21 protein-coding genes are annotated in these 23,172 nt (G+C 66.0%); 12 read left to right on the top strand and 9 right to left on the bottom strand.

The window, feature by feature from the left end; genetic code table 11:
- Positions 1-3 precede the first annotated feature (3 nt).
- From OIE68_RS15040 to OIE68_RS15015, 6 genes are all read left to right on the top strand, one after another.
- Positions 4-2,307, top strand: coding sequence for a hypothetical protein (locus OIE68_RS15040; protein WP_327099984.1), 2,304 nt, complete (start codon positions 4-6; stop codon positions 2,305-2,307).
- An 85-nt stretch (positions 2,308-2,392) separates the two neighbouring features.
- On the top strand, positions 2,393-2,701 hold the full coding sequence (locus tag OIE68_RS15035) for a transposase (RefSeq protein ID WP_327099983.1): 309 nt from the start codon (positions 2,393-2,395) through the stop codon (positions 2,699-2,701).
- A 46-nt stretch (positions 2,702-2,747) separates the two neighbouring features.
- Positions 2,748-4,430: a peptidoglycan DD-metalloendopeptidase family protein gene (locus tag OIE68_RS15030; protein ID WP_327099982.1), complete on the top strand. Its 1,683-nt coding sequence runs from the start codon at positions 2,748-2,750 to the stop codon at positions 4,428-4,430.
- The gene (locus OIE68_RS15025; protein WP_327099981.1) at positions 4,427-5,140 is read left to right on the top strand and encodes a hypothetical protein; all 714 of its coding nucleotides are present in this window, start codon (positions 4,427-4,429) and stop codon (positions 5,138-5,140) included. The genes OIE68_RS15030 and OIE68_RS15025 overlap by 4 nt, the downstream gene beginning before the upstream one ends.
- A 48-nt stretch (positions 5,141-5,188) precedes the next feature.
- Positions 5,189-7,012, top strand: a complete 1,824-nt coding sequence (locus OIE68_RS15020) for a type IV secretory system conjugative DNA transfer family protein (protein ID WP_327099980.1) — start codon at positions 5,189-5,191, stop codon at positions 7,010-7,012.
- A gap of 73 nt (positions 7,013-7,085) precedes the next feature.
- A complete protein-coding gene (locus tag OIE68_RS15015; RefSeq protein WP_245567240.1) occupies positions 7,086-7,472 on the top strand; it encodes a DUF4913 domain-containing protein in 387 nt (128 codons plus the stop codon).
- Positions 7,473-7,539: 67 nt separating this feature from the next.
- Here the strand turns inward: OIE68_RS15015 and OIE68_RS15010 are convergent, their stop codons facing one another.
- Both OIE68_RS15010 and OIE68_RS15005 read right to left on the bottom strand, forming a co-directional pair.
- On the bottom strand, positions 7,540-8,094 hold the full coding sequence (locus OIE68_RS15010; protein WP_327099979.1) for a hypothetical protein: 555 nt from the start codon (positions 8,092-8,094) through the stop codon (positions 7,540-7,542).
- Positions 8,095-8,550: 456 nt separating this feature from the next.
- Positions 8,551-9,366 carry a peptidylprolyl isomerase gene (locus tag OIE68_RS15005; RefSeq protein ID WP_327099978.1) on the bottom strand — a complete coding sequence of 272 codons (816 nt, stop codon included), beginning with the start codon at positions 9,364-9,366 and terminating at the stop codon, positions 8,551-8,553.
- 194 nt (positions 9,367-9,560) lie between these two features.
- On the opposite strand from OIE68_RS15005, the gene hisS reads away from it, so the two are divergent.
- From hisS to OIE68_RS14990, 3 genes are all read left to right on the top strand, one after another.
- Entirely contained in the window at positions 9,561-10,838 is a 1,278-nt protein-coding gene (hisS, locus tag OIE68_RS15000; protein ID WP_040692304.1) for a histidine--tRNA ligase, read from the top strand.
- 42 nt (positions 10,839-10,880) lie between these two features.
- The gene (locus tag OIE68_RS14995; protein ID WP_327099977.1) at positions 10,881-11,537 is read left to right on the top strand and encodes a hypothetical protein; all 657 of its coding nucleotides are present in this window, start codon (positions 10,881-10,883) and stop codon (positions 11,535-11,537) included.
- Positions 11,538-11,919: 382 nt separating this feature from the next.
- Entirely contained in the window at positions 11,920-12,927 is a 1,008-nt protein-coding gene (locus tag OIE68_RS14990; protein ID WP_327099976.1) for a malate dehydrogenase, read from the top strand.
- A 20-nt stretch (positions 12,928-12,947) separates the two neighbouring features.
- Here OIE68_RS14990 and OIE68_RS14985 read toward each other — a convergent pair whose 3' ends face one another.
- Positions 12,948-13,343 carry a hypothetical protein gene (locus tag OIE68_RS14985; RefSeq protein WP_327099975.1) on the bottom strand — a complete coding sequence of 132 codons (396 nt, stop codon included), beginning with the start codon at positions 13,341-13,343 and terminating at the stop codon, positions 12,948-12,950.
- 58 nt (positions 13,344-13,401) lie between these two features.
- On the opposite strand from OIE68_RS14985, the gene OIE68_RS14980 reads away from it, so the two are divergent.
- Positions 13,402-13,848: a MarR family winged helix-turn-helix transcriptional regulator gene (locus OIE68_RS14980; protein ID WP_327099974.1), complete on the top strand. Its 447-nt coding sequence runs from the start codon at positions 13,402-13,404 to the stop codon at positions 13,846-13,848.
- On the opposite strand, the gene OIE68_RS14975 is transcribed toward OIE68_RS14980, so the two are convergent.
- The 4 genes from OIE68_RS14975 to OIE68_RS14960 all read right to left on the bottom strand — a co-directional run bounded on the left by OIE68_RS14975 (position 13,841) and on the right by OIE68_RS14960 (position 18,981).
- Positions 13,841-14,920: a 2-oxoacid:ferredoxin oxidoreductase subunit beta gene (locus tag OIE68_RS14975; RefSeq protein WP_327099973.1), complete on the bottom strand. Its 1,080-nt coding sequence runs from the start codon at positions 14,918-14,920 to the stop codon at positions 13,841-13,843. The genes OIE68_RS14980 and OIE68_RS14975 overlap by 8 nt on opposite strands.
- Positions 14,920-16,845, bottom strand: a complete 1,926-nt coding sequence (locus OIE68_RS14970) for a 2-oxoacid:acceptor oxidoreductase subunit alpha (protein WP_327099972.1) — start codon at positions 16,843-16,845, stop codon at positions 14,920-14,922. The genes OIE68_RS14975 and OIE68_RS14970 overlap by 1 nt, the downstream gene beginning before the upstream one ends.
- Positions 16,846-16,928: 83 nt before the next feature.
- Entirely contained in the window at positions 16,929-17,945 is a 1,017-nt protein-coding gene (locus tag OIE68_RS14965) for an Rv2578c family radical SAM protein (RefSeq protein WP_327099971.1), read from the bottom strand.
- A 31-nt stretch (positions 17,946-17,976) separates the two neighbouring features.
- Positions 17,977-18,981, bottom strand: coding sequence for an NAD-dependent epimerase/dehydratase family protein (locus tag OIE68_RS14960; protein ID WP_327099970.1), 1,005 nt, complete (start codon positions 18,979-18,981; stop codon positions 17,977-17,979).
- A gap of 247 nt (positions 18,982-19,228) precedes the next feature.
- On the opposite strand from OIE68_RS14960, the gene OIE68_RS14955 reads away from it, so the two are divergent.
- Positions 19,229-19,558: a type VII secretion target gene (locus tag OIE68_RS14955; RefSeq protein ID WP_327099969.1), complete on the top strand. Its 330-nt coding sequence runs from the start codon at positions 19,229-19,231 to the stop codon at positions 19,556-19,558.
- Complete coding sequence (locus OIE68_RS14950) at positions 19,555-21,171, top strand: hypothetical protein (protein ID WP_327099968.1); 1,617 nt, start codon at positions 19,555-19,557, stop codon at positions 21,169-21,171. Before OIE68_RS14955 ends, OIE68_RS14950 begins: the two co-directional genes overlap by 4 nt.
- 158 nt (positions 21,172-21,329) lie before the next feature.
- On the opposite strand, the gene OIE68_RS14945 is transcribed toward OIE68_RS14950, so the two are convergent.
- Both OIE68_RS14945 and OIE68_RS14940 read right to left on the bottom strand, forming a co-directional pair.
- Complete coding sequence (locus OIE68_RS14945; protein WP_327099967.1) at positions 21,330-21,851, bottom strand: hypothetical protein; 522 nt, start codon at positions 21,849-21,851, stop codon at positions 21,330-21,332.
- Between the two features lie 63 nt (positions 21,852-21,914).
- Positions 21,915-22,838: a neutral zinc metallopeptidase gene (locus tag OIE68_RS14940; RefSeq protein ID WP_327099966.1), complete on the bottom strand. Its 924-nt coding sequence runs from the start codon at positions 22,836-22,838 to the stop codon at positions 21,915-21,917.
- Between the last annotated feature and the right edge of the window lie 334 nt (positions 22,839-23,172).

Genomic DNA, 23,172 nt, shown 5'->3' with positions numbered 1-23,172 from the left:
TACATGGCACGTGAGTACGAGCCACCCGTGCGCGAACGGGACGAGGTGCCGGTGCGCCGCAAGCGGCGTCCCGAGGACGCGGCAAGGGAGCGGCCGGCGGACGAACACGCTCAGCGGCCCACCGGGGGCCGGGTCGAGCGCTCGGGCATCGAGGAGATGCCCGACCGGGATCGGCGGTCCACGCGGGGCCCGGCGGGGGTGAGCGGCGGCGAGCGGACCGGCATCGGCGAAACGTCCGATCGGGAGCGGCGGCCGTCGCGCGATGCAGCCGAGCGGCGGGCGCGCCCCGGCGCCGCAGCCGCGGACGGTGGCCGTGCCGATCGGCCGCATCCGGACCGCGGGCGCATCAGGCCCGAAAACGGCCGCGGGGAACGGACTTCGACCGAGCGTGGACGTCCCGACGGCGCCCGGACCGCTCGCCCGCGCGATGGCGCACCGCAACGACCGGCACGGGGGGAACGGGTGGCACGACCGGAACGCAATGGCTCGCGGACGAGTCGCGAGGCACAGCGCGCGGCCAAGGTCGACTACACCGCCGACCGCGCCATGGGCACCCCGCAGATGGACAAGGCCGCCCGTCGCGCAAAAGCGAGGTCGGACAAGCGCAAACAGTCGGGTCCGGCGCTGCTCGACGATGCGACCAGGGCCAAACTCGAGCAGATCAGTCGTGAGGGCACCGGCCTGCGGGCGGCCTTCGCGACCTTCCGGATCCGCACCGACGATATCCGCCGCCGCAATTACGCGGCGCGCGCCGAACAGGTCTTCGAAGACGGATTCGACCGCAGCACAGCCCAACTCACCGATCGCGGCTATATGGGTCCAGGCGGCGGCCGGATGAATGTCGTGGGCCGCCCGGTCGAATATCGGGCCACCACCGCCCAGGTGGCGGGTCTGTGGCCGTGGTCGGTCGGCGCGGGTGCGCCGTTGATCGGCACCCCGCTCGGTTCGCATCTGCATACCGGCGCCCCGGTCTGCTTCGACCCGATGAACTGGTTCCTGCGCGGCAGCTTCATCACCGCGCCCAGCCTTTTCGTGCTGGGGCTCAACGGTTTCGGTAAGTCCTCGCTGGTGCGCCGGATCGTGCTCGGCGGGATCGCGCAGGGCATCACCCCGCTGATCCTGGCCGACGTGAAACCGGACTACCGCAAGTTGGTCGAACTGGTCGGCGGCCAGGTGATCGACCTCGGCTACGGCCACGGCAAGCTCAACCCGCTCGCCGCCGGTGTGCTCGGTTCGGTCGTGCCGATGCTGGACGAGCTTCCGGCACTGCAACTTCAGGTGCTGCAGGATCTGCGCGCCCGTCAGGTCACGCTCATCGCCGGTCTGGTCGAGCTCGTACGCGGCGCACGGGTGCGCGACTACGAGGAGACGCTGATCGCCACCGCGCTGCGCATCCTCTACCGACCGGGCAGCGGTTATACGCCCGACCAACCGCCCATCATGGAGAACCTGCTCGAGGTGATCGTCGCCGGCGGTGACGAATTGCAGCTAGACGCCGGCGCCGATGATCCGAACGAATACCAGGTGGCCATCAAGGGCCTGCGCCGCTCGCTGCGCGCCCTGACCCAGGGCCCGTTCGGCGCGATCTTCAACGGGCAGACCACCGTTCCGATCGATACCAGCGCGGTCGCGGTCTGCATCGACGTATCCCATATCCCCACCGGCGATAAGAAGCTCAAGGCCGCGGTGATGCTGGCCTGCTGGGCCGACGGTTTCGCCTCCGTGGAGGCCGCGCATGTGCTCGCCGACGCGAAACTCGGCCCGCAGCGCTATTTCCAGGTAGTGATGGACGAGCTGTGGCAGGTGCTCGGCCTCGGCGACTTCATGGTCGACCGGGTCGATGAGCTGACCCGTCTGCAGCGCACCATCGCCACCGCGCTGATCATGATCAGCCACACCATCAAGGACCTGCAAGCACTGGGATCGGAAGCCGCCATCGCGAAGGCGCTGGGCTTCCTCGAACGCGCCCGCGCCAAGATATTCGGCGCGCTGCCCGGCGAGGAGATCAAGCGCCTGGACAGTGTGGTTCCGTTCACATCCGCCGAGGAGGAGATGGTGACCGGATGGTCCGCACCGCAAGCGCTGACGGGCGAGGCGCTCAAGCCTGGTCAGCTGCGCCCGTCGCCGCCGGGTACCGGCAAATTCCTACTGAAGATCGGTGAGGATCGCCGCCCCGGCATCCCGTTCCATATGGAATTCACCTTGTCCGAGAAGGAGAGTGGGATCCACGAAACCAACCAGCGCTTCTCCGAGTTCACCGAGTCGACTTCGCGTGGTGGCGATTCCCCCAGTGGGAGTGCCGCATGAGGGGGCTCGCGCTTGCGACTGCTCGCAGGTCGCTCGAAAAAACACAGCTTTCGAGACCGATGGATGGCTGTGGGAGGTGGGGCGCATGATGCCGCACCGGTCCTATCGGAGAGTGTCGCCGGAGGTGCGCAAGGCAGCGGTCGAGCAGGTCATTGCACTTACCGGCAAACTACGCAGCGAATCGGAGGCCTGCCGGGTGGTCGCCGAGCAGATCGGCGTGCATACCAACTCGGTGCGCAACTGGGTGCGCGCCGCCGAGGGACCGAGTCTCGAGCGCCTGGACGCGACGGCGCTGCGCCGCAAAGTCGCACTGCTACAACAACAATTGGCCGCCGCCGCGGAGATGAACCGCACCCTGGCCGACACCCTCAACGAATCTCGGCGGCGAACGTGAACTTTTTCGGTTCGGTCCGCAGTCGTTCGGCACTGCCGGGGATGCGGTGACCGGGCGGACCCTCCTCTACCTGGCGCTGACGAGCGTACTCGGGCTGATGACCCTGGTGGTCGTCATCGTGATGCCCGCCGTGGACGACGCCTGCGAGGGCACTTCGGTGCTCGTATCGTCGACTATGCTGGCGCCGCTCGGCGGATACGCGCCGGGTAATTCCCGCGTCGCGGGCAGCCCCACTCCCATGCGTACGACCGGCAATCCGACCGCCACCCAAGCCCATTCGACCGCGACGGGTGCGCCGTCGCTGGCCGCGGGCGTCGGCCCGATCCACCGGACGCTGCCGCTGGCCACCGGCACCTTCACCGTGTCGGACGTATTCGGCGCGCGCGGCGGCACCCATAAGGGCGTCGACTTCGCTGCGGCCGACGGCACCACCATTTATTCGGTGTCCGATGGACGCGTTGTAGCGGCCGGTCCCGCTTCGGGTTTCGGCAACTGGATCGTCGTCGATTCCGTCGACACCAACGGCCGCGCATATTCCGCGGTGTACGGCCATATGTGGGACAGCGGCGTGCATGTGCACGTCGGCGATACCGTCGTCGCTGGTCAGCCCATCGCGCAGGTCGGTTCGGCGGGTGAATCCAGCGGCCCGCACCTGCATTTCGAGATCGTGCCGGGCGGACGCTTCACCGGTGGTCGGCAAATCGACCCGCTGCCCTGGCTCGACGGCGCACCGACCCCGAATGTCGGTGGCGCGCAGGCCTTCTCGTCCGATCCGCGCTGTAACCGCGGCTTCGGCACCGCGGGTGGTGCGCTGGCCGCGGGCAAGGTGCCGCAGGAACTCGAGATCTGGTATCGCCGTGCGGGTTCCATCTGTCCGCAGATCACCCCGTCGCTGCTGGCCGCACAGGGCAGGCAGGAGTCCGGATTCCGGCGCGGTGCATCCTCTCCCGCAGGCGCGCAGGGTCTGGCCCAGTTCCTGCCCGGCACCGCGGCCAGTATTGATCCCGATGACGGTCAGCCCTATGTCATCGATGCCGACGGCAATGGCGTCGCGAGCGTATGGGACGACGGCGACGCGATCATCGGTCAGGGCCGTTATATGTGCGCGCTCGCGCACAAGATCACGGCGTGGGAGTCCCAGGGCCGCGTGCAGGGCGATGTCGTCGCATTGACCCTGGCCGCCTACAACGCCGGCGAGGGCGCGGTACTCGCCTCCGGCGGCATGCCGAACCAGGTGGCCGCGCACTACGCCGAAACCCAGCCGTACGTCGCGAATATCCTTGCGATGGAAGCGCAATACCGCGCGCAGGGTTCCAATGGCCGCTTCACTCCGCAGGAGGGGGCGGGCGGCGTTCAGGTCGTCCAGGCGGCGCAGCAATGGCTCGGCACGCCGTACGTCTGGGGTGGCGGTGGCCCACAGGGGCCGAGCGGCGGCGGCATGGACGGTCCCGGTCTCACTTCGGCCGCGGTGTTCGCGGCATCGTCGGGCTCGGTGACTTTGCCGCGGACCGCCGAACAGCAGTGGGAGGCGGGCGTCGAAGTACCGCTGAGCAAGCTGCAACCCGGTGATCTGGTGTTCAGCTCATTCGGCCCGCGCGGCCCCGCCGAGGTCGGAATCTATTCCGGCAACAGTCGAATGATCCAATCCGTGCCCGCCGCATACGGGCATTCCAGTGGCGTGACCGAGGTCGCGGTGCCGGGTGACGGCCGCGGGAGGAGGGTGCTGTGACGACAATCGATACCGCGGCCGGCGAACACGCCGAAGTACGTGCGGCGATTGGACCGCACAAGTGTCGGTCCCGGCGGCTAGCCTTGAATAACACGGCGGTGCGAGCGACGGTCCCGGAGGCGGTAGCGGAGCGTGACCACGAAGGGGCCCGCGAACGCCGCAAATCGAACACTGCACGCGCGAAACTGGTGGTGATGCTGGTGGTGAGCGTCGTGATATCGGTTGCGGGGTGCGGTCGGGAGTCGGGTTCCGGTGCGCCGCAGCCGCCCACGTCCACGACCCGATTGCTGGAGGGGGTGCCCGCACCCGATCCGGTGACGCCCGACGGCGTCGCGGTGGCCGCGCTGAAGGAGATCTACTCCTGGCAGCCCGTCACCGAGGCTCAAGGTGCTTCGTTGTCGCGGGCGCGGAAATGGTTGGGGCCCAGCCTGATCCGCATGCTGGACAGCACGCCGACCGCGATCGAGACACCGAAAGCGACGCTGCAGTGGGCGGACTGGGCCAAGGCGCAGGCACATATCGAAGCGTTCACCTTCGCGTCGGGTGAGCGCCCGCCCGCGAGCGCCGATCCGAACGTCCAACAGTTCAAGATCGGGATCGAGCAAACGGTCGTCTACCCGAACGGGCGCAAGGAATCCCTGCCGCCCGCAACGGTGATCGCGACCGTGGTGCGCATATCGGACGGTTGGCGTCTCGACGCGTTCCGCTGAACCCGCACCAGCGACAACCACATAGCTAGGTCCTAACAGGAGGCAGACATGGCGAAAAAGAAGAAGGTGCAGGATCCGGCCGTGGTCGGACCCGATATCGCCCTCTACATGATCTACGCCGGTTTCGCGACTCTCGGAACCCTGTGGATCGCCCTGCATCTCGGCAACGCGATGGCTGTCACCCCGCAGGACATTCCGATCAACCCGATCGCGATCGTCGCCGATCTGATCAGGGGGAAACTGCACTGGCCGCGCGCCTCAACGGTGATCGTGCTGCTCGTCATCGGCGCGATCGTTGCCTATGTGGTGGTGCGCAAGCGGCTCGCCGCACGTCGATCGGTCGGTCGGCTCTCCGTGGACGACAAGGCCGATGTGATGGGGAGCGGCAGCGCCATAAAATCGCTCACCGAGGCCGGGGTTCGGGCGAAGGCCGAAATGCTCGGCGTCCGGCTCGGCTACAACGACAGCCCGGGCGTGCCGATCGGCTTCGGTGTTGCCGATGGGGTGATGCTCTACGGCTCGTATGAGGATCTGCACCTGGACATCTGGGGTCCGCGTCAGGGCAAATCGACCTCGCGGGTGATCCCGGCCATCCTGACTGCCATCGGACCGGTCCTGTCCACCTCGAATAAGCGCGATGTGGTCGATGCGACCCGAGATGTGCGCGAGGCCAAGGGAAGTCGCACCTTCGTCTTCGACCCGCAGGGCGTCGCGGGGGAGGAGCCGACCTGGTTCTGGGATCCGCTTGCCTGGGTGGACGCATATCACGACGGTGCGGAGATGCGGGCCGCGCGTCTGGCCGGACACTTCGCCGATGCCGACAGCGGCTCCGATGCCAAGGGCGATGTGTTCTTCGACCCGGAGGCCGAGGATCTGCTCGCCGGGCTGTTCCTGGCGGCCGCGCTCGGTGGTCGCCCGATCGTCCAGGTCTGGGACTGGGTGACCAATCCCAACGACTCCGAACCCATCGAGCTGCTGCGCAATTCGAGTAAGCACTACACCGCCTCGGGCCTCGCGATGCAGTACAACGCCGATCCGCGCACCAAGAGCGGCATTTTCGGCACCGCGAAGAAAATGATCCGCTGCCTGCAGTTGTCCAATGTGCACCCGTGGATCCTGCCGGGCGACAACCGCTTGCAGTTCGACGAACTCGAATTCATCGAGAACAACGGCACGCTCTACAGCCTCTCGCTCGAGGGCCGCGGTTCGGCGGCGCCGCTGGTCAGTGCGCTCACCGAGGCCGTGGTCGATGTGGCCATGCGCAAGGCCACGCATTCGCCCGGCGGACGGTTGCCGATCCCGATGCTCGCGGTCCTGGACGAGGCGGCGAATGTGGTGCGCTGGAAGGATTTGCCCAAGCAGTACAGTCACTTCGGTTCACGCGGCATCGTGGTGATGACGGTGCTGCAGTCCTGGGCCCAGGGTGCGCGCTGCTGGGGTGACGACGGCATGCTGGCGCTGTGGTCGGCGGCCAATATCAAGGTGCTCGGTCCGGGCGTCGACGATATGAACTTCCTGCGCGACCGCTCCGAGGCGATCGGCGAATACGACGCGATCTCGTCCTCGGTCTCGGAATCCAAAGGCGGCAAGAGTTATTCGCGTTCACTCGGTTCGTCCAAGACATTCACCGTGAACGCGCTGGCGACCCTGCCACAGAGCCGCGCGATCGTCTTCACCTCCGGCCAGCCCGCAGTGCTCGTGCGTACCGTGCCCTGGTGGGAGGGCGACTACGCTGACGACGTGAAGAAGTCGATCTCGCACCATCTTCCGGGGCGTAAGACCGAGATCGCCGACCTGCTCGGCTCGCCCAACCTGACCAAGGCTGCTCCGCCACCCGAATACGGTCAAATCGAGGAGGTTCGGCCACTGTGACCGAGCGTAGCGAGGGAACCATAGACACAGCACGGCCAGTCGCAGCGGAGCCGAGCGCGATCGAGGTGGAGCTGTGACTGAACAGCAGCAACAGCCCATGATCTACAGCAATGTGGTGGACTTCGTCGAGAACTACCTCGGCCTGGTGTACCGGCGTCAGGTCACCGATATCAGTGAAACGGTCTGGTGCCCGGAGTGGTGGAAGCATGCCGAGGCGGTGGCGCGACTAGATGCGCTCTGGCGCGCATGGGAGCACTATCGGCTCGAGCCGAGCACCGGATTGAGCATCTGGTTCCTCGACCACGCGGATCCGCATATGACCAAACTCTTCGATCCCCGCGGACCGTTCAAGTACTGCAGTGTGCGCAACGGCCACAAGGACATGCTGAGCCCACTGCCGCTGAAGTCCCCCACCCAGGGGCTTTTCGGCGATCCGACCATCGGCGATTTTCGCGTCTAGGAGCCGAAAACGTCGAAACGCCCGCTGATTTCAGCGGGCGTTTTCGGTTTCCGGCGTCGGGATCCAGCTACTGTCGGACGCGTTCCAAACCGCGTGCGTCCTGTTCCCGACCTCGTGCGCCGGCCGCGCGGGCGGCTTCGTCGCGAATACGTACGGCCTCTTCGGGCGGTTGCCCCTGACCTACCTCGATGAGCATCCGCACTGCCGCCAGTTCCGGTGCGATACCGATCCGGGCGAGATGCGCCGCGATCGCCATCCGACGTTCCTGGGAGTCGTAGCGAACGAGCGGTTTGGACTGAGCCGACGCCGTCGCGGCCATCCGGCTGGCCTCGGCCTGTGCGGAGAAACGATCTTTCTCCAATGAAATACCCTGGGCCGGAACTGATTTCTCGACCATCCGGGCCAGTTCGAGATTGCGTGGGTCCTTCGCCTTGGCGTCGCGGGCCTCACGGATCTGCAGTTCCCGGGCCTCCTTGATGCGGGCCTCGGTGACCTTGACGCGGGCTTCGGCTTCCTTCTGACCACGCTCACGGGTCCGCAGTGCGACAAGGGTCGCAAGCTGCAATGCGGTCTTCATCATGGCCGCGGTTTCCCGGCCGATGTCGTCCAGTTCCTCGGACATGGCTGCTCCCCGATGCTGCAGTGATCACTATGGATGTTGTGGTGCTTCGTCACGGACGCCGCCACGTCGGACTGTAGTCCGCCGCGCCGGTGCCCCGCCTGCAAACGTGGACACCCAGAGAACTCGTAGCGTGGCATTCCCGGTTGGGATCGTCCGGCAGGGGATGACTACGCTTCGCGTTCTCCTTTATTCGAGATTACCCGAGAAAGCTCGGCGCCAACCGTGTGGGCGTGCCGCTTAACAGCATATATCGCACAATTCCGGCGGGTACGGGAAAGCTTCGGAGGATCTCCGGTCTTAGCGCACCCTAACCGAACGATTAGGGTCGCCTACCCTGGCTGGTTCGGGAAGGTAGTTCGGGCCCGCTGCTCATTGTGCGCAGCGGGTCCGAACGAAGCGAGTATTCGGATCGGGCGTGTCGTAGCGACTGCTTGCAGGTCGCTCGAAAGGGCCGGCTCAGTCGATGCGGACCGACTGGATGGTTACGGGGAGATTGGGCTTGCCGTCGCCCTGTCCGTTGGAGTTGTCCTGACCGCCTGCGGCGATCTTGTCCAACGTGCCCATGCTGTCCGGATCGACGGTGCCGAAGATGGTGTAGTTCGGCGGCAGTTGCGAATCGCCGTAGACGATGAAGAACTGACTGCCGTTGGTGCCGCCGCCGGTGACGGGATCCGGTCCCGCGTTGGCCATGGCCAACGTGCCGCGCTTGTAGTCCATGGGCTGCTGCAATGCGGGGTCGGCGGGGTTGTACCGATTGGTCGGGTACTCGTTGTCGAACTGGTAGCCGGGACCGCCGGTGCCGGTGCCGGTCGGGTCACCGCACTGCAGCACCTTCAGGCCCTCGTCCGCGGTCATGCGGTGGCAAGTGGTGTTGTCGAAGTAGCCCTGACCGGCCAGGCTCGCGAAGCTGTTGACGGTGCACGGCGCCTTGGCATTGTCCAGGCTGAGGCCGATGGGGCCCTGAGAGGTCTCCATGCTGACGCTGAGACTCGCATTGTCGCCGGTGTTCTCGATGCCGCTGGTGCGCGGCTTGTTCACCTGCTTATCCGCGGGCTTTTGACTGTCGCGGTAGTCGCAGCTGATGGCCGCGGGCTTATCGTCACTCTTGGTCAGGAAGTAGACGCCGACGGCCGCTGCCGCCACGACCACCACGCCGAGCGCCGATCCGGCGATCGTGAGTCGCTTGCGCTTGCGCACCCGATCGGCCCGGTTGGCCAGCTGGCGCTCCAGCTTGCGTTTGGCCGCTGCCCGTCGCTGTTCGTTGCTCGGCACTACCACGTTCCTCCCGTATCCGTTACGTACGGCACAGGATTGTGCCATCTATTTCTGAGACTGCTCAGCAGGCCATTTCGACCAGTCGTGACGCCGTATAAACGAGCTGATCCTTTCGAGCGACGTGCAAGCAGTCGCTAGCGGCGGCAAACCGGTTGGACTTGACGGGCCGTAGTGGTGGAAACTGGACCATCGTGACCAAGACCAGCAGCTTCTCCGCCCCAAAGGGGGTTCCGGATTACGTGCCACCCGGTTCGGCCGAGTTCGTCGCGGTGCGCGACGGCTTGATCCGTGCCGCCCGACTCGCCGGGTACGGGCATGTGGAGCTGCCGATCTTCGAGGACACCGCCTTGTTCGCGCGGGGCGTCGGTGAATCCACCGATGTGGTGACCAAGGAGATGTACACCTTCGCCGACCGCGGCGAGCGCAGCGTCACGCTGCGGCCGGAGGGCACCGCGGGTGTCATGCGTGCGGTCATCGAACACGGGCTCGACCGGGGACAATTGCCGGTGAAGCTGGTGTACTCGGGTCCGTTCTTCCGCTATGAGCGCCCGCAGGCCGGTCGGTACCGGCAGTTGCAGCAGGTCGGCGTCGAGGCGATCGGAATCGATGATCCGGCGCTGGATGCCGAGGTGATCGCGATCGCGGACGCCGGATATCGCGAACTCGGGTTGGATGGCTTCCGGCTGGAGATCACCTCGCTCGGTGACGAGACCTGTCGTCCACAGTATCGAGAGCTGTTGCAGGAGTTCCTATTCGGGCTGCCGCTGGACGAGGAGACCAAGCGGAGGGCGCAGTTGAATCCGCTGCGGGTGCTCGACGATAAGCGGCCCGAGGTGCGCGAGATGACCGCGAATGCGCCGCTGATGATCGATCACCTGTCGGAGTCGGCGAAGACGCACTTCGAGCAGGTGCTCGGTTATCTCGACGCGCTCGGCGTGCCCTACGTGGTGAATCCGAGGATGGTGCGCGGCCTGGACTACTACACGAAGACGACCTTCGAATTCGTGCACGACGGTCTCGGGGCGCAATCGGGGATCGGCGGCGGCGGACGCTACGACGGGCTCATGGCCGAACTGGGCGGACAACCGCTGTCCGGCATCGGATTCGGACTCGGTGTGGACCGCACCATTCTGGCGCTGCAGGCCGAGGGCAAGTCGGCGGGCGATCCGGCGCGGTGCGAGGTCTACGGCGTATCACTCGGCGATGCGGCCAAGCAGCGGTTGGTCGTGCTCGCGGCACAGTTGCGGGCGGCGGGCATTCGGGTCGATCTGGCCTACGGCGGTCGAAGCGTCAAGGGGTCGCTGAAGGCCGCGGATAAGTCCGGTGCCAAATTCACCTTGGTCCTCGGTGACCGTGATCTGGCCGAGAACACCATCGGCCTGAAGGATATGGCCACCGGTGAACAGCGTCAGATCCCACTGGACGAGACGGTGGCCGCCGTCGCGACCGCTTTGCGCTCGGGCGAGTAGTACGGTGCCGGGGTACACCCGCACCACGACGAATGGGCAGCCGTGCCGGTAGAACCCACGAATCCCGGTGCAGCCCAACCGGTTCCGTCGGTCGGCCTCGATCTCGTCGCGCCCGAGACTTACGCACCCATGCTGCGGCGACTCGCCCTCGCCGCGGTAGGGGTGGGTATCGGTGCCGCATTGCTCGCGGCGCTGCTGGTGCCGTGGCCGATCGCGATCGCGATCGGTCTCGTCGTCGGTGCACCCACCGTCGCCTACGCCATCGCGCTGCGCCGTCGGCGGATGTGGTTGGCCGGCACCACGATTCACGCGCGGCGGGTGATCGGGGAGCGTCAGGTCGATATCGCGGCCGCCAACGGCGTCGAGATTCTCGTCTTTCCGGCCCGTTTGAGCCGCATCGTCCTGCGGGTGACCGCAGGCGTCGAGTCACAGCTCGTGCCGCTCGCGATGTACACCGATGCGGGCAGCGGTCGCGAACTCCACCTGCTCGGCCTCCGCAAACTGGCCGACGCCCTGGCTGCCAGCGAACTCGCAGCGGCCGTAGCGGTATCGACCATGCTCGTCCACCAACTGCGCGCCGAGGCCCGAGATGCCGGACTGGAGGAGCGGCCGCTGTACCGTGCTGCTCGCCTGGCTCGGGCGAAGGACTATGTGTCGCCGATCGTCCTGACCGATCAGGAAGTCGCGGGACTGTGTTGATACGCGAGTCGAGTTGTGCGACTTACGAATCGGCATGCCATGCGCGATTGCATGCGATCTACGGTTGCGCAATACGCTGAACAGCTGCCGGGTGCGCAGTCGTTGTGGGTGTCCCTGCGGCTGAGCGCGGTGCCGCGATCGGGACAGTCCCGGGGCGGGCTTTGGTCGACCGTGGTAGCCCGGGACCCGGTCTTGACCGGGTAGTCGGACAGGGGGGCGACCGGACAGCCGGGGCCGCGCCGTTGGCGGGGCGCTTGTTGTTAGCTGGGGAGGTTGGATGGGTGCGACGGGGTGATTGTCGCGTAGCTCACCACGGGGGTTCGGGGGCCGTGAGAGTCGTTAGGGTGGGGATCGAGTGTCCGTCTATCGCAAGGAGTTTCTCGTGAGCACCGCTGCTCGGACCGCGCCCGTGACCGTTGCCGTAACCGGAGGTGCGGGGCAGATCGCCTACGGCCTGCTGTTCCGGATCGCGTCCGGTGCGCTGCTGGGGTCCGAGACGCCGGTGCGGCTGCGGTTGCTGGAGATTCCGGCGGCGGTGGCGTCGCTGGAGGGTGTGGCGATGGAGCTCGAGGACGGTGCGTTTCCGCTGCTCGAGTCGATCGACATCAGTGACGATCCGTGGATCGGGTTCGAGGGCGCGAATGTCGCGCTGCTGGTCGGTGCCCGGCCACGGACCGCGGGGATGGAGCGCTCGGACCTGCTGGCCGCCAACGGCCCGATCTTCACCGAACAGGGCCACGCGATCAACGCCAGCGCCGCCGACGACGTCAAGGTGCTAGTGGTCGGAAATCCGGCCAATACCAACGCCTTCATCGCCATGAGCAATGCCCCGGACGTCCCGGCCGAGCGATTCACCGCGATGACCCGCCTCGACCACAACCGCGCCATAGCGCAGCTGGCCAAGAAGACCGGCGCGCCCGCCGCCGATATCGCCCGCGTCGCCATCTGGGGCAACCACTCCGCGACGCAGTATCCGGATATCACCCACGCCACCATCGCGGGCCGCCCCGCCCGCGAACTCGTCGATCAAGGCTGGGTGCGCGAGGAATTCATCCCCACCGTCCAACAGCGCGGCACTGCCATTATCCAGGCCCGCGGCGCCTCCTCGGCCGCCAGCGCGGCCAGCGCCGCCATCGACCACATCCACGACTGGTACCTCGGCACCCACACCGACGACTGGACCTCTATGGCCGTCCCCTCCGACGGCTCCTACGGCATTCCTGAAGGCCTCATCACCTCGTTCCCCGTCACCTGCGCGGACGGCGAATACTCGATCGTCGAAAGCCTGGACCTCGACGAATTCTCCCGCGCCCGCATCGAGGCCAGCGTCGCGGAACTCGAACAGGAACGCGACGCCGTCATCGACCTCGGCTTCGCCAAGCACGTCTGACTCATGTCCGTAGTCGTCGCTCAGGCTGCGGCTGTCGCGGACCGACTCCTGCCGAGGGCCAATTGACCCGCGGTGGCGAGATGAATGAGCGCGAGCACGCTGCCGCCGACCATCATGCCTGGAACTCCCTGGGTAGCACCGATGGCGACGTCGCCGAGCTGTACCGCACCGGACACGGTCAGCAGCGGTAGGAGAGCGCGCTTGCGGCGGCTCATCAGGCTGAACAGCAGTGCGGCGCCCAGCGGGATGGCACGGACAGTGTAGGCCTGGGCATACAAATCGACACCAGGCGAGTCCGCGCTGCCGGTTATCGCCAGGGTTGGGTCGACGAGCGCCGCGACGCTGAATGCCACGGCGACACTCGCGCCGACCGCATTGACGATGATCGCGGATCTGGTGAGCTTCTCGCCCTGCATCTTTCACTCCCTAAATCGTTCAGACTCTGAATGGTTTAGGGTCAGTATTATGCTGGATATGAAGAACGTCAAGGCGGAAAAGCTGCCGGAGACCATCACCTTCCGGCTCGGACTGCTGGGTGCGTTCCTGACCGACCGCTTCAGCGCCGATGTGTCGAGTCTCGGTCTCAAGCCGAAACACGCCGGAATGCTGAATGTGTTGGCGGCCAACGGCAAGACATCGCAGATGGAGATGGCGCAGATACTGCGCGTCGCGCCGAGTCTGGTCGTCGCACTGGCCGACCACCTGGAGTCCTTCGGGGCCATCGAACGGCTGCGGGATCCGGAGGATCGCCGCCGTCAAAACCTGTGCTTGACCCCCCACGGCCGCGCACTACTGCGTAAATGCCTCGACGCCGCACATGCGATCGACGCCGAGACCACCGCGGATCTCACCGCCGCCGAGCGTGCCGACCTACACCGCATCCTCGGCACGCTCGCCGATCGGCTCGGCCTGCCTAGCTGATGGTCCAGGTTTCCGAACCATTGAGCAGGGATTGCAGCGAGTCCTCTTGTACCGGTTTGCGTTCCCGCGCCATGGCGGTTTGGGTGCGAACCGCATCGTCGTAGGTGGGTCGGGTGACATTGCGGAAGATGCCGGTGACCACGTGGCCGAGGTCCTGATCGGACAGGCGCGAGAGCGCGTAGGCGTACTCCGGATTGTCGGTGTAGGCGTCGTGCACGATGATCTCGGACTCTTCGACCTCGTCGGTGCGCACCACCGCGAGCCCGAAACCGGCACGCACCACGGCGAATTCGCCATCGGCGCCGAAACGGATCGGCTGACCGTGGTGCAGCGGGATGAGGCGCGATTCGGCATCGCCCTTGCGCAGCACATCGAAGGAACCGTCGTTGAAGATCGGGCAGTCCTGCAGGATCTCCACGAACGAGGTCCCGCGGTGTTCGGCGGCGGCGCGCAACACCTCGGTGAGGCCCGCCCGATCGGAATCCAGAGCGCGCGCGGCGAAGCTGGCTTCCGCGCCGAGCGCGACCGACAGCGTGTTGAACGGATGGTCGACCGACCCCATCGGCGTCGACTTGGTGATCTTGCCCTCTTCGGAGGTGGGGGAGTACTGCCCCTTGGTGAGTCCGTAGATCCGGTTGTTGAACAGCAGGATTGTCATATTCACATTGCGGCGCAGGGCATGGATCAGGTGGTTGCCGCCGATCGACAGCGCGTCACCGTCACCGGTCACCACCCACACCGACAGATCCGGTCGGGTCACCGCAAGCCCCGTCGCGATAGCGGGCGCACGGCCGTGGATGGAGTGGATGCCATAGGCCTCGAGGTAGTACGGGAACCGGCTCGAGCAGCCGATCCCGGAGACGAACATCAGGTTCTCCCTGCGCAATCCGAGTTCGGCGAGGAAGCCGCGCACGGTCGCCAGGATCACGTAGTCACCGCAACCGGGGCACCAGCGCACCTCCTGATCGGAGGTGAAGTCCTTGACTTTCTGCGGCCCGTCCGCGGACGGTACTCCCGACAGTCCGGTGAGACCCAGATCTGTTCCGACGAGCGAGGTTTCGACGATCGTCATCAGTTACCCCCAGCCGAGTACGTGGCCCGCGCCCGGGCCGCGAACGCCTTGTCGTGTTCCATATCTTCGATCGACCCGTCCAGTGCCGCATCGATCACCCCGACGAGTTCCTGTGCGGAGAATGCCGTGCCCGCGATCTTCGTCCACGGTTGCACGTCCACCAGATACTTTGCCCGCAGCAGCATGGCCAGCTGACCGCCGTTCATTTCCGGTGCGACAACCATCCGATAGCTCCGCAGCACGGTGTCGAGGTTGGCGGGCAATGGATTCAGATATCGCAGATGCGCCTGCGCGACCGGGACGCCGCGACGGCGCGCGCGCCGACACGCCTCGCCGATCGGCCCGAAGGAACTGCCCCAGCCGATCAGCAGGAGTTCGGCCCGCCCGTCCGGATCGTCGACCTCGAGATCGGGGACAGTGATGCCATCGATCTTGGCCTGTCGCAGGCGAACCATCAGTTCGTGGTTGCCGGGCTCATAGGAGATATTGCCGCTGCCATCGGCCTTCTCCAGTCCACCGATCCGGTGCGCGCGACCGGCGGTGCCCGGCACCGCGAGCGGCCTGGCGAGAGTATCGGGATCACGGGAGTAGGGCTGAAACGGCGTGCCCTCCTCGGCCTCGGGTTCGAAGCGCGGATCGATCGGCTCCAGTTCGGTAACCTGCGGAATCGACCACGGCTCAGAGCCATTGGCGATCGAGCCGTCGGAAAGCAACAGCACCGGCGTGCGGTAGGTGAGGGCGATGCGGGCCGCCTCCACCGCGATGGCGAAGCAGTCGGCGGGGGAGCGCGGCGCGAGCACGGCGACCGGCGATTCCCCGTTGCGGCCGTAGAGCGCCTGCAGTAGATCGGCCTGTTCGGTCTTGGTCGGCAGTCCGGTGGACGGTCCGCCGCGCTGCACGTCGACGATCACCAACGGCAGTTCCGTCATCACCGCCAGCCCGATGGTTTCGCTCTTGAGCGCCAGACCGGGGCCGGAGGTGCTGGTGACGCCGAGCGCGCCGCCGAGCGATGCGCCGAGGGCCGCGCCGATGCCCGCGATCTCGTCCTCGGCCTGGAAGGTGGTAACGCCGAAATTCTTGTGCTTACTGAGTTCGTGCAGGATGTCGGAGGCGGGCGTGATCGGATAGGTGCCGAGAAAGACCGGCAACCCGGATAATTGCCCCGCGGTGACGAGGCCGTAGGCGAGCGCGGTATTGCCGGTGATCTGACGGTAGGTGCCCGGCGGCAGTTTGGCCGGGGCCACCTCGAAGGTGGTCGCGAAGCTTTCGGTGGTCTCGCCGTAGTTCCAGCCCGCGCGGAAGGCGAGCAGATTCGCCTCGGCGATATCCGGTTTCGCGGCGAACTTCTCGCGCAGGAAGCGTTCGGTGCCGCCGATCGGGCGTCCGTACATCCAGGACAGCAGGCCGAGCGCGAACATATTCTTCGCGCGCTGAGCGTCCTTCTTGCCGACACCGGTCGGCTCGGTCGCACCGAGGGTGAGTGAGGTCATCGGCACGCGGTGGACCACGAAATCGCTCAGTGTGTCGTCGTCGAGCGGATCGGTGGTGTAGCCGACCTTGCCGAGATTGCGTTTGGTGAACTCGTCGGTGTTCACGATGAGGGTGGCACCGCGCGGCAGGTCCTCCATATTGGACTTCAGTGCGGCGGGATTCATCGCGACCAGCACATCGGGCTGGTCGCCCGCGGTGAGGATGTCGTAATCGGCGATCTGGATCTGGAAGGACGAGACGCCGGGCAGCGTGCCCTGTGGCGCCCGGATTTCGGCCGGGAAGTTGGGCTGGGTGGCGAGGTCGTTGCCGAATGCGGCCGCCTCGTGTGTGAAGCGATCACCGGTGAGCTGCATTCCGTCACCGGAGTCCCCGGCGAACCGAATTACGACCTTTTCCAATTTCGCTGTGCCGACATCACTTTGGTCGGAAACCATATGCCTGCTTCACTTCCTCGTCCGATGGGAGGTGCCATTGGCCAACCTACTCCGCCGTGTGCGGGAATTGCTTGTGAAATGCTCTACGCGAAGAGCGCCAGCTGCGTGTCGTCGGGTAGCGGTGCCGGGGGTTGTGCCTGCGGCTCCGCGGTGTGCTCGCGGGTGAGGCCGTGTTGCTGGAGCAGTGGTTGCGCCCGCTCGCGTAGCCAGGACGCATATTCCGGCGTCACATAGGCGCCGCGGCCATAGAGCTGGCGATAGCGGCGCACCAGCGCTGGATGCGCCTCGGCCAGCCAACTCAGGAACCAGCCACGGGTGGCGCCGCGCAGATGCATCGGGAATGCGACCACCGATACCGCCCCGGCCTCGGCGATCGCACCGAATAATGCGTCCAGGTGGGCGCGGCTGTCGGTGAGATATGGAATCACCGGCGCGACCATCACATTCACCTCGAACCCGGCATCGGCCAGCGCCCGCACCATCTCCAGCCGCGCCTTGGGCGATGGCGTACCCGATTCCAGGCTGTGGTGCAGATCCATATCCAGGATCGCGATGGAGACGGCGATGCTCACCCGGACCTTGCGCGCCGCCGCCGTGAGCAGCGGCATATCCCGGCGCAGCAGCGTGCCCTTGGTGAGAATGGAGAACGGTGTGCCGGAATCGGTCAGTGCGCGAATGATGCCGGGCATCAACCGATATCGGCCCTCGGCCCGTTGATACGGATCGGTATTTGTGCCCAGCGCGACCGGTTCGTGATGCCAGGACCGCCGACCGAGTTCCTTGCGTAGCACCGCGGCGATATTGGTCTTCACCACGATCTGCGAATCGAAATCCCGGCCCGCGTCCAGGTCCAGATACTCGTGCGTGGGACGCGCGAAACAGTAGCGGCAGGCATGTGAACAGCCGCGCATCGGATTGATTGTCCAATGGAACGGCAGATTCGACGCCTCAGGCATCTTGTTCAGTGCGCTCTTGCACAGCACCTCGTGGAACGTGATGCCCTCGAATTCGGGAGTCTGTACGGTGCGCACGAAACCCGCCCGGTCGAGACCGGGCAGGGCGCCATCGTCGGCATCCAGGGTTTGGCTTTGCCACCGCACCCCGTCAGTCGAACATGTGTTCTAAAGAGTGTCAAGCGATCTGTCGGGCGTCGGGCGTGGTGAGCTGCTTCGGATCGGTGAAGAAGCTCACCAGATCGCGCACGGTCTCATCGATGGCCCTCGGTTGATAACCGATTTCGCGCTCCGCTTTGCCGTGGTCGACGATCGGGGCGGAGACGAGCGCGCCGAGTGCGGCCTTCGACACGATATCGGTCTTGAACAGTTTGCCGATCGGTTCGAGCACCGGAATCAAGCCGTTGACGACCTTGGGCGAGATGGAGAACTTCGGTCCCTTCTTGCCACCGCACTCCGCCGCGGTGCGACACAGGTCGAGCATGGAGATCATGGAACCGCCGAGCAGGTAGTTCTCGCCGGTCCGGCCTCGCTCGCCGGCCAGGATCAGGCCCTTCGCGACGTCGCGGACGTCGACCAGATCGAAGCCGCCGCCGATCATCGCGGGTACCCGCCCGCGGGCGGCGTCTTTGAGGGTGCGGTTGATCCTGGACAGCGGCGTGCTGTAGTCGAGCGGGCCGAAGACGCCGGTGGGATTGCAGATCACCGCGTCCAGTCCCTGTTCGATCACCTTGCGCAGTTCGATTTCGCCCGCCCATTTGGAGCGGTCGTAGACGGGCAGGCTGGGATCGGTCGAACGCACCGAGGTCTCATCGATGCGGCCGCCGCAGGTGTACTGGTTGAAGGCGTGAATGGAGCTCGCGTGCACCATGCGACGCACGCCCAGATCCAAGGCCGCCTCGGCGACGACGCGCACACCCTCGGTATTGACCTTCCATGCCAGGTCGTGCTGCTCGGCAAGGGTGATCACGGCGACGAGGTGGTAGACGATCTCCGCGCCGGCGAGCACGGTGCGCATGGATTCGGGGTCGAGCACATTGCCGGAGACCCAGGTGACGTTCGGGTCCGTCCGCTGCTCCGGAACGACGCGATCGATTGCTGTGACCTCGTGTCCTCGTTCGACCAGCAGGCTGAGCAGATTCGTGCCAAGGTAGCCGGCTGCGCCGGTCACTGCGACCTTCATGCGATCGAGAATATAGAACTTGTTCTAATTTGCAACCTGTTCCAGTTCCTTTCCGGTGGTCGCGTTGGGCTCGAAACTTGCCGGTGGGGTCCGCTATATTGAGCGCAACCGCAGCGGCGCCGGTACCGACTCGCAGCTGCGCAGGGGTCCGATCGCAGCCGAGCTGCCGGTGCGGGCAGGGAGTAGATGTTGATCGACGCTATGAACACGGAACTACAGTTCACGACGATTTGGGGGGTGCAACTCGATGGCTGATCTCTCGGTGGAGACCGATGCGGTCCGAGCATTCGCGGCGACCAATGCCGGGGTCGCCGGCGAGATCGCGGGAGCGGGCAATTTCGATGCCGTGCAGAACGTTGCGGCGCTCACGCCGGTATTCGGCCTGATCGGCGCCGATTATCTGGTGGCGTTCGCAGCGGCACAGGTGTTGCAGGCCAAGGACATCAATGATCTGTCGGCCAAATACGACAAGCTCTCGAAGTCCGCGTTCACCGCGGCCAGCGCGTTCGACACCACCGACTTCGGCAACGCGGGCGTACTGAACGCGATCGCCGACCAGGTCGGAGGCGGGGCATGAGACCGATGGATACCGGCGCGACCGGCGTGATCGCACCTGATCAGCAGAGCGTGGCGATCGAAGAGGCCGTGATCGCGACGCAGAACACCGCCGTCGACACACTGCAGAACGTGTCGCAGGGATTGAGCGATCTGTCGCTGCCGCAGTTGCCGGCGGATCTGCCGCCGATCGAGGCGCCCGAATTCGTACTCGCGCGCAAGATCACCGAGGATTCGCCGCAGCTGGGGACCATGCCAGCGAGTATGCCGGGGCTCAACGGGAATTCGACCCCCGACGCGAGCGCGATTCTGTCCGGTGTGGTGCCGCCCGATGTGTCGCAGGCGCTTACCGATGCGCAGACCGCGATCAGCCATGCGGCGGCGCCGGTGGTGCAGGCGGCGCAGAGCGCGGCGCAACAGGCACAGAGTGCGGTGAGCAGTGCGCTCGGCGGGGCGAGCAACCAGGGAGCGGCGGCGGCCGCAGCGGCGACGAATATTCCGTCTGATCCGGTCGCGGCGCTGATGCAGGGGCTATCGATTCCCGGGATTCCCGGAATCGACACGCTGTTCCAGCCGATCCTGGAGCTGCTCAACAGCTTCGGCACCGGCGTCATCGGAGCCTTCGACCCGACCGCGATTCTCAGTCAGTCATCCAAGATCATCGAGGCCGCGGTATCGGTCGGCAAGGGTGGTCTGCAGACCGTCGAGCAGCTGTGGCAGGGCCAGTCGTCCCGCGAGGCGCAGGCCGCCAGCAACACCGCGCAGACCCAGGGGCAGGACACCAGTCAGCGCGGTATCGATATCTCCGAACTCACCCAGCGGGCCGCCGCGGTGGTGCAGCAGGGCAATGCGCAGCTGTTGGGTATCGCGAGCGAATTCGCCACGCAGGCAACCGCACTCGTGCCGGTGGCGCTGACGCCGCCCGGTCAGGCCGCGCTCATTGCGACCGCGACCGAACATCTCGGATCGGCCGTCGCGGTAGCCAATGCCACCCGCGGTGACCTGGCTGGGAAGACCGCCGAGCTGACCGGTGTGGTCAACCAGCTCCTCGGGACCAGCGGTCTGCCCGCGCCGCAGGAGGTCGCGCAGGCGGTCATGCAGAACATCGGCGAGCCGATCATGGAACAGGCGCAGTCGGTCGCGCAGGATGCGTCGACCAATGCCGCCGGCCTGTTGGACGGTTCCAGCACCTCCGGGTCGCCGAGCACGTCTACCACGGCGGCATCGACCAATGCCGGGCACACTACCTCGGGGATCTCGGGCATGAGCGGCGTCGGAAGCCGTTCCGGTTCGCCGAGCACGTCGGGCTCGCCGTCGACGCAGAAGGTGACCGGCACGCCGGGCAGCACCGTGTCACCCATCAGCCGGGTCTCGGGCCTGTCCGGCACATCCTTGGGCACGGGTACGTCGACCAGCGCGGCGAGCTCGGGGAGTTCCTTCATGGGCGGCAGCCCCGGTGCCACCGGCCAACGCGGCGGCAACGACGACGAGCACACGCGCAATGTGGACCCGTACCAGAGCCGCACCGGCAACGATGACCTCACCGGGCCACTCGGTGAGTCCACCCCGGACGTAATCGGCGCGACCCACCCGGATGAATTGGTCAGCTCGGACTACGAACAGGACCAGTTCTAGTCCGAAAGAGTTCCGCAATGCCCCCGCTCGATTTCGAGTGGGGGCATCGGCGTTCTAGCTGTGCATACGTCCGAACGGTGTTGCGGTACCTCAGGCCTGGCGGATACCGAAGCGCGCAACGTTCCTCGTGGCCATCGCTACCGAGGTCGGCAACCGGCTCAGTGGTCTCGGGTGAAGGCGTCGATGAGTTTGCGATAGAGGTCGGTGAAGCGTTTGCGGTTGGCTTGTTGGTCGGAGGAGAGGTTCTCGGTCGCGTCGGGGGCGTACATGAGGATATGGACGTCCTGGTCGGGCGGTGTAGGCATGAGGTCGATGATCTGGGTGCCCTGGTCGGTGGCGCTGGGCATGCCGAGGTCGAGGGCGGCGAGTGATTTGGTTTCCGCAAGTGCGGCATTCAGCACGTCGGTGGGGATGGTGCCGGTGAGCCGCTGCGGCGGGGTGTCGGCGGCGCGAGTGGTGGATGCGGCGTCGGGCTGTTGGACCGCATGGCCGTCGGCGTAGATCTGCAGCAACGGGCGCAGGTCGACCCGTTCGGACCAACCGCTCGGGATGGTGGTGAGTGTCAGCAGTGCCGTGGCGGGCGGTTGTGGTGCGTCGGCAGCGGGTTCGGCGGAGGCGACACCCCAGCTACCCGCAAGCGCTACGACGAGAAACAGCAGTGCCGACTTTGTTATCCGCATGAAATCCCTATCTACGCTGTGCCACAGTCCAACTGGCATCGATTATCGACCATCCGTCGGCGATCAGCGTAAGGCCGACGGGTTGTTCAGGTCGGCGGCCGAGTACGTGTCGCATGCTTGGACCTGACCGATTTTGTAGCCGGTGAGAAACCATTTCTGCCGTTGGTCCGAGGACCCGTGGGTCCAGGCCTCCGGGTTGACGCGCCCCTGGGCGGCACGCTGTATCCGGTCGTCGCCGACGGCGGACGCGGCAGAGAGGGCGTCACGGATATCGTTGTCGGACAGGGCTTTCAGGAACGGTTGATCGGTGCCGGGGGCGGGCTGCTTGTCGGCGAAGTGGGCCCAGATGCCCGCGTAGCAGTCGGCCTGTAGTTCGGTGCGCACCGCGCCGGATTCCGGTCCGCGCGGATCCTGTTGGGCCCGACCGATATCGCCGAGCAGATTCTGGATGTGGTGGCCGACCTCGTGCGCCACCACGTACTCCTGGGCGAGCGGGCCGCCGCTGGAACCGAAGCGGTCGACCAGTTCCTGGAAGAAGGCGGTGTCGAAGTAGGCGGTCCGGTCGGAGGGGCAGTAGAACGGGCCGACCGCGCTGGTCGCATTGCCACAACCGGTCGAGACCGCGCCGGAGAACAACACCAATTTCGGCTTCGAATACTTCTTGCCGGTCTGCTGTGGCAGCTGTGCCGCCCACACCGCGTCGAGGCTCTGGGCGGTGAGCACCACCCGGCAGTCGACGTACTTATTGGCGTCCGCGCCGGTCTTGCAGTGCGCGGGCGTGCCCGCGGTGCCGGGCTGCACAGTGCTGCTCTCGCTGCCGTTCAACTGTCCGAGCAGCGAACCGGGATCCCCACCGAGCAACAGGCCGACTACCAGCAGGATGAGACCCCCGGCACCACCGCCGAGAGCGAGCTTGCCGCCCATCCCGGGTCCGCCGCCGGATGAAGCCCGATCCGGGTCGATCTGGAGGCCTTCGTTGAAGGTCATCTGCTTCGCTTTCTGTGTTGGATTTGCGGCGCCTGCGGCGCCGCGTGTTCGCGGCCCCCTGTTGTCTCGCATCCCGAGCGGCCGAGACTCGCGCCTGCGGCGCTGCGCTTCGGCCACTCGGATGCGAGACGCGCCGCGAACGGCGCTCGTAAGACTCGCACCCTGGTGGGAACGTGTGCGGTACTGCCCGGTTTCGGCCCAAACCTGCGGACCGATGACCTGATGTCTACAGCTTCGCACGCGGGGCGGCGATATCGGTTTCCTCTCGGGATATGTGTCTCACTACGATGGCAACCGCACCGGATCGCCCTGCCGGTGTCACATTCGTCGAAAG

The sequence above is a fragment of the Nocardia vinacea genome (assembly GCF_035920345.1).
Classification (GTDB): Bacteria; Actinomycetota; Actinomycetes; order Mycobacteriales; family Mycobacteriaceae; genus Nocardia; species Nocardia vinacea_A.
This window is presented reverse-complemented; position numbering and strand designations above follow the sequence as displayed.

What these genes read in the sequence shown, in the direction of transcription:
- OIE68_RS15040 (WP_327099984.1), top strand. Translation starts at nt 4, where the DNA reads ATGGCACGTGAGTACGAGCCACCCGTGCGCGAACGGGACGAGGTGCCG.
- OIE68_RS15035 (WP_327099983.1), top strand. Translation starts at nt 2,393, where the DNA reads ATGATGCCGCACCGGTCCTATCGGAGAGTGTCGCCGGAGGTGCGCAAG.
- OIE68_RS15020 (WP_327099980.1), top strand. Translation starts at nt 5,189, where the DNA reads ATGGCGAAAAAGAAGAAGGTGCAGGATCCGGCCGTGGTCGGACCCGAT.
- OIE68_RS15010 (WP_327099979.1), bottom strand. Translation starts at nt 8,094, where the DNA reads ATGTCCGAGGAACTGGACGACATCGGCCGGGAAACCGCGGCCATGATG.
- OIE68_RS14985 (WP_327099975.1), bottom strand. Translation starts at nt 13,343, where the DNA reads ATGCAGGGCGAGAAGCTCACCAGATCCGCGATCATCGTCAATGCGGTC.
- OIE68_RS14980 (WP_327099974.1), top strand. Translation starts at nt 13,402, where the DNA reads ATGAAGAACGTCAAGGCGGAAAAGCTGCCGGAGACCATCACCTTCCGG.
- OIE68_RS14975 (WP_327099973.1), bottom strand. Translation starts at nt 14,920, where the DNA reads ATGACGATCGTCGAAACCTCGCTCGTCGGAACAGATCTGGGTCTCACC.
- OIE68_RS14970 (WP_327099972.1), bottom strand. Translation starts at nt 16,845, where the DNA reads ATGGTTTCCGACCAAAGTGATGTCGGCACAGCGAAATTGGAAAAGGTC.
- OIE68_RS14960 (WP_327099970.1), bottom strand. Translation starts at nt 18,981, where the DNA reads ATGAAGGTCGCAGTGACCGGCGCAGCCGGCTACCTTGGCACGAATCTG.
- OIE68_RS14955 (WP_327099969.1), top strand. Translation starts at nt 19,229, where the DNA reads ATGGCTGATCTCTCGGTGGAGACCGATGCGGTCCGAGCATTCGCGGCG.
- OIE68_RS14950 (WP_327099968.1), top strand. Translation starts at nt 19,555, where the DNA reads ATGAGACCGATGGATACCGGCGCGACCGGCGTGATCGCACCTGATCAG.
- OIE68_RS14945 (WP_327099967.1), bottom strand. Translation starts at nt 21,851, where the DNA reads ATGCGGATAACAAAGTCGGCACTGCTGTTTCTCGTCGTAGCGCTTGCG.
- OIE68_RS14940 (WP_327099966.1), bottom strand. Translation starts at nt 22,838, where the DNA reads ATGACCTTCAACGAAGGCCTCCAGATCGACCCGGATCGGGCTTCATCC.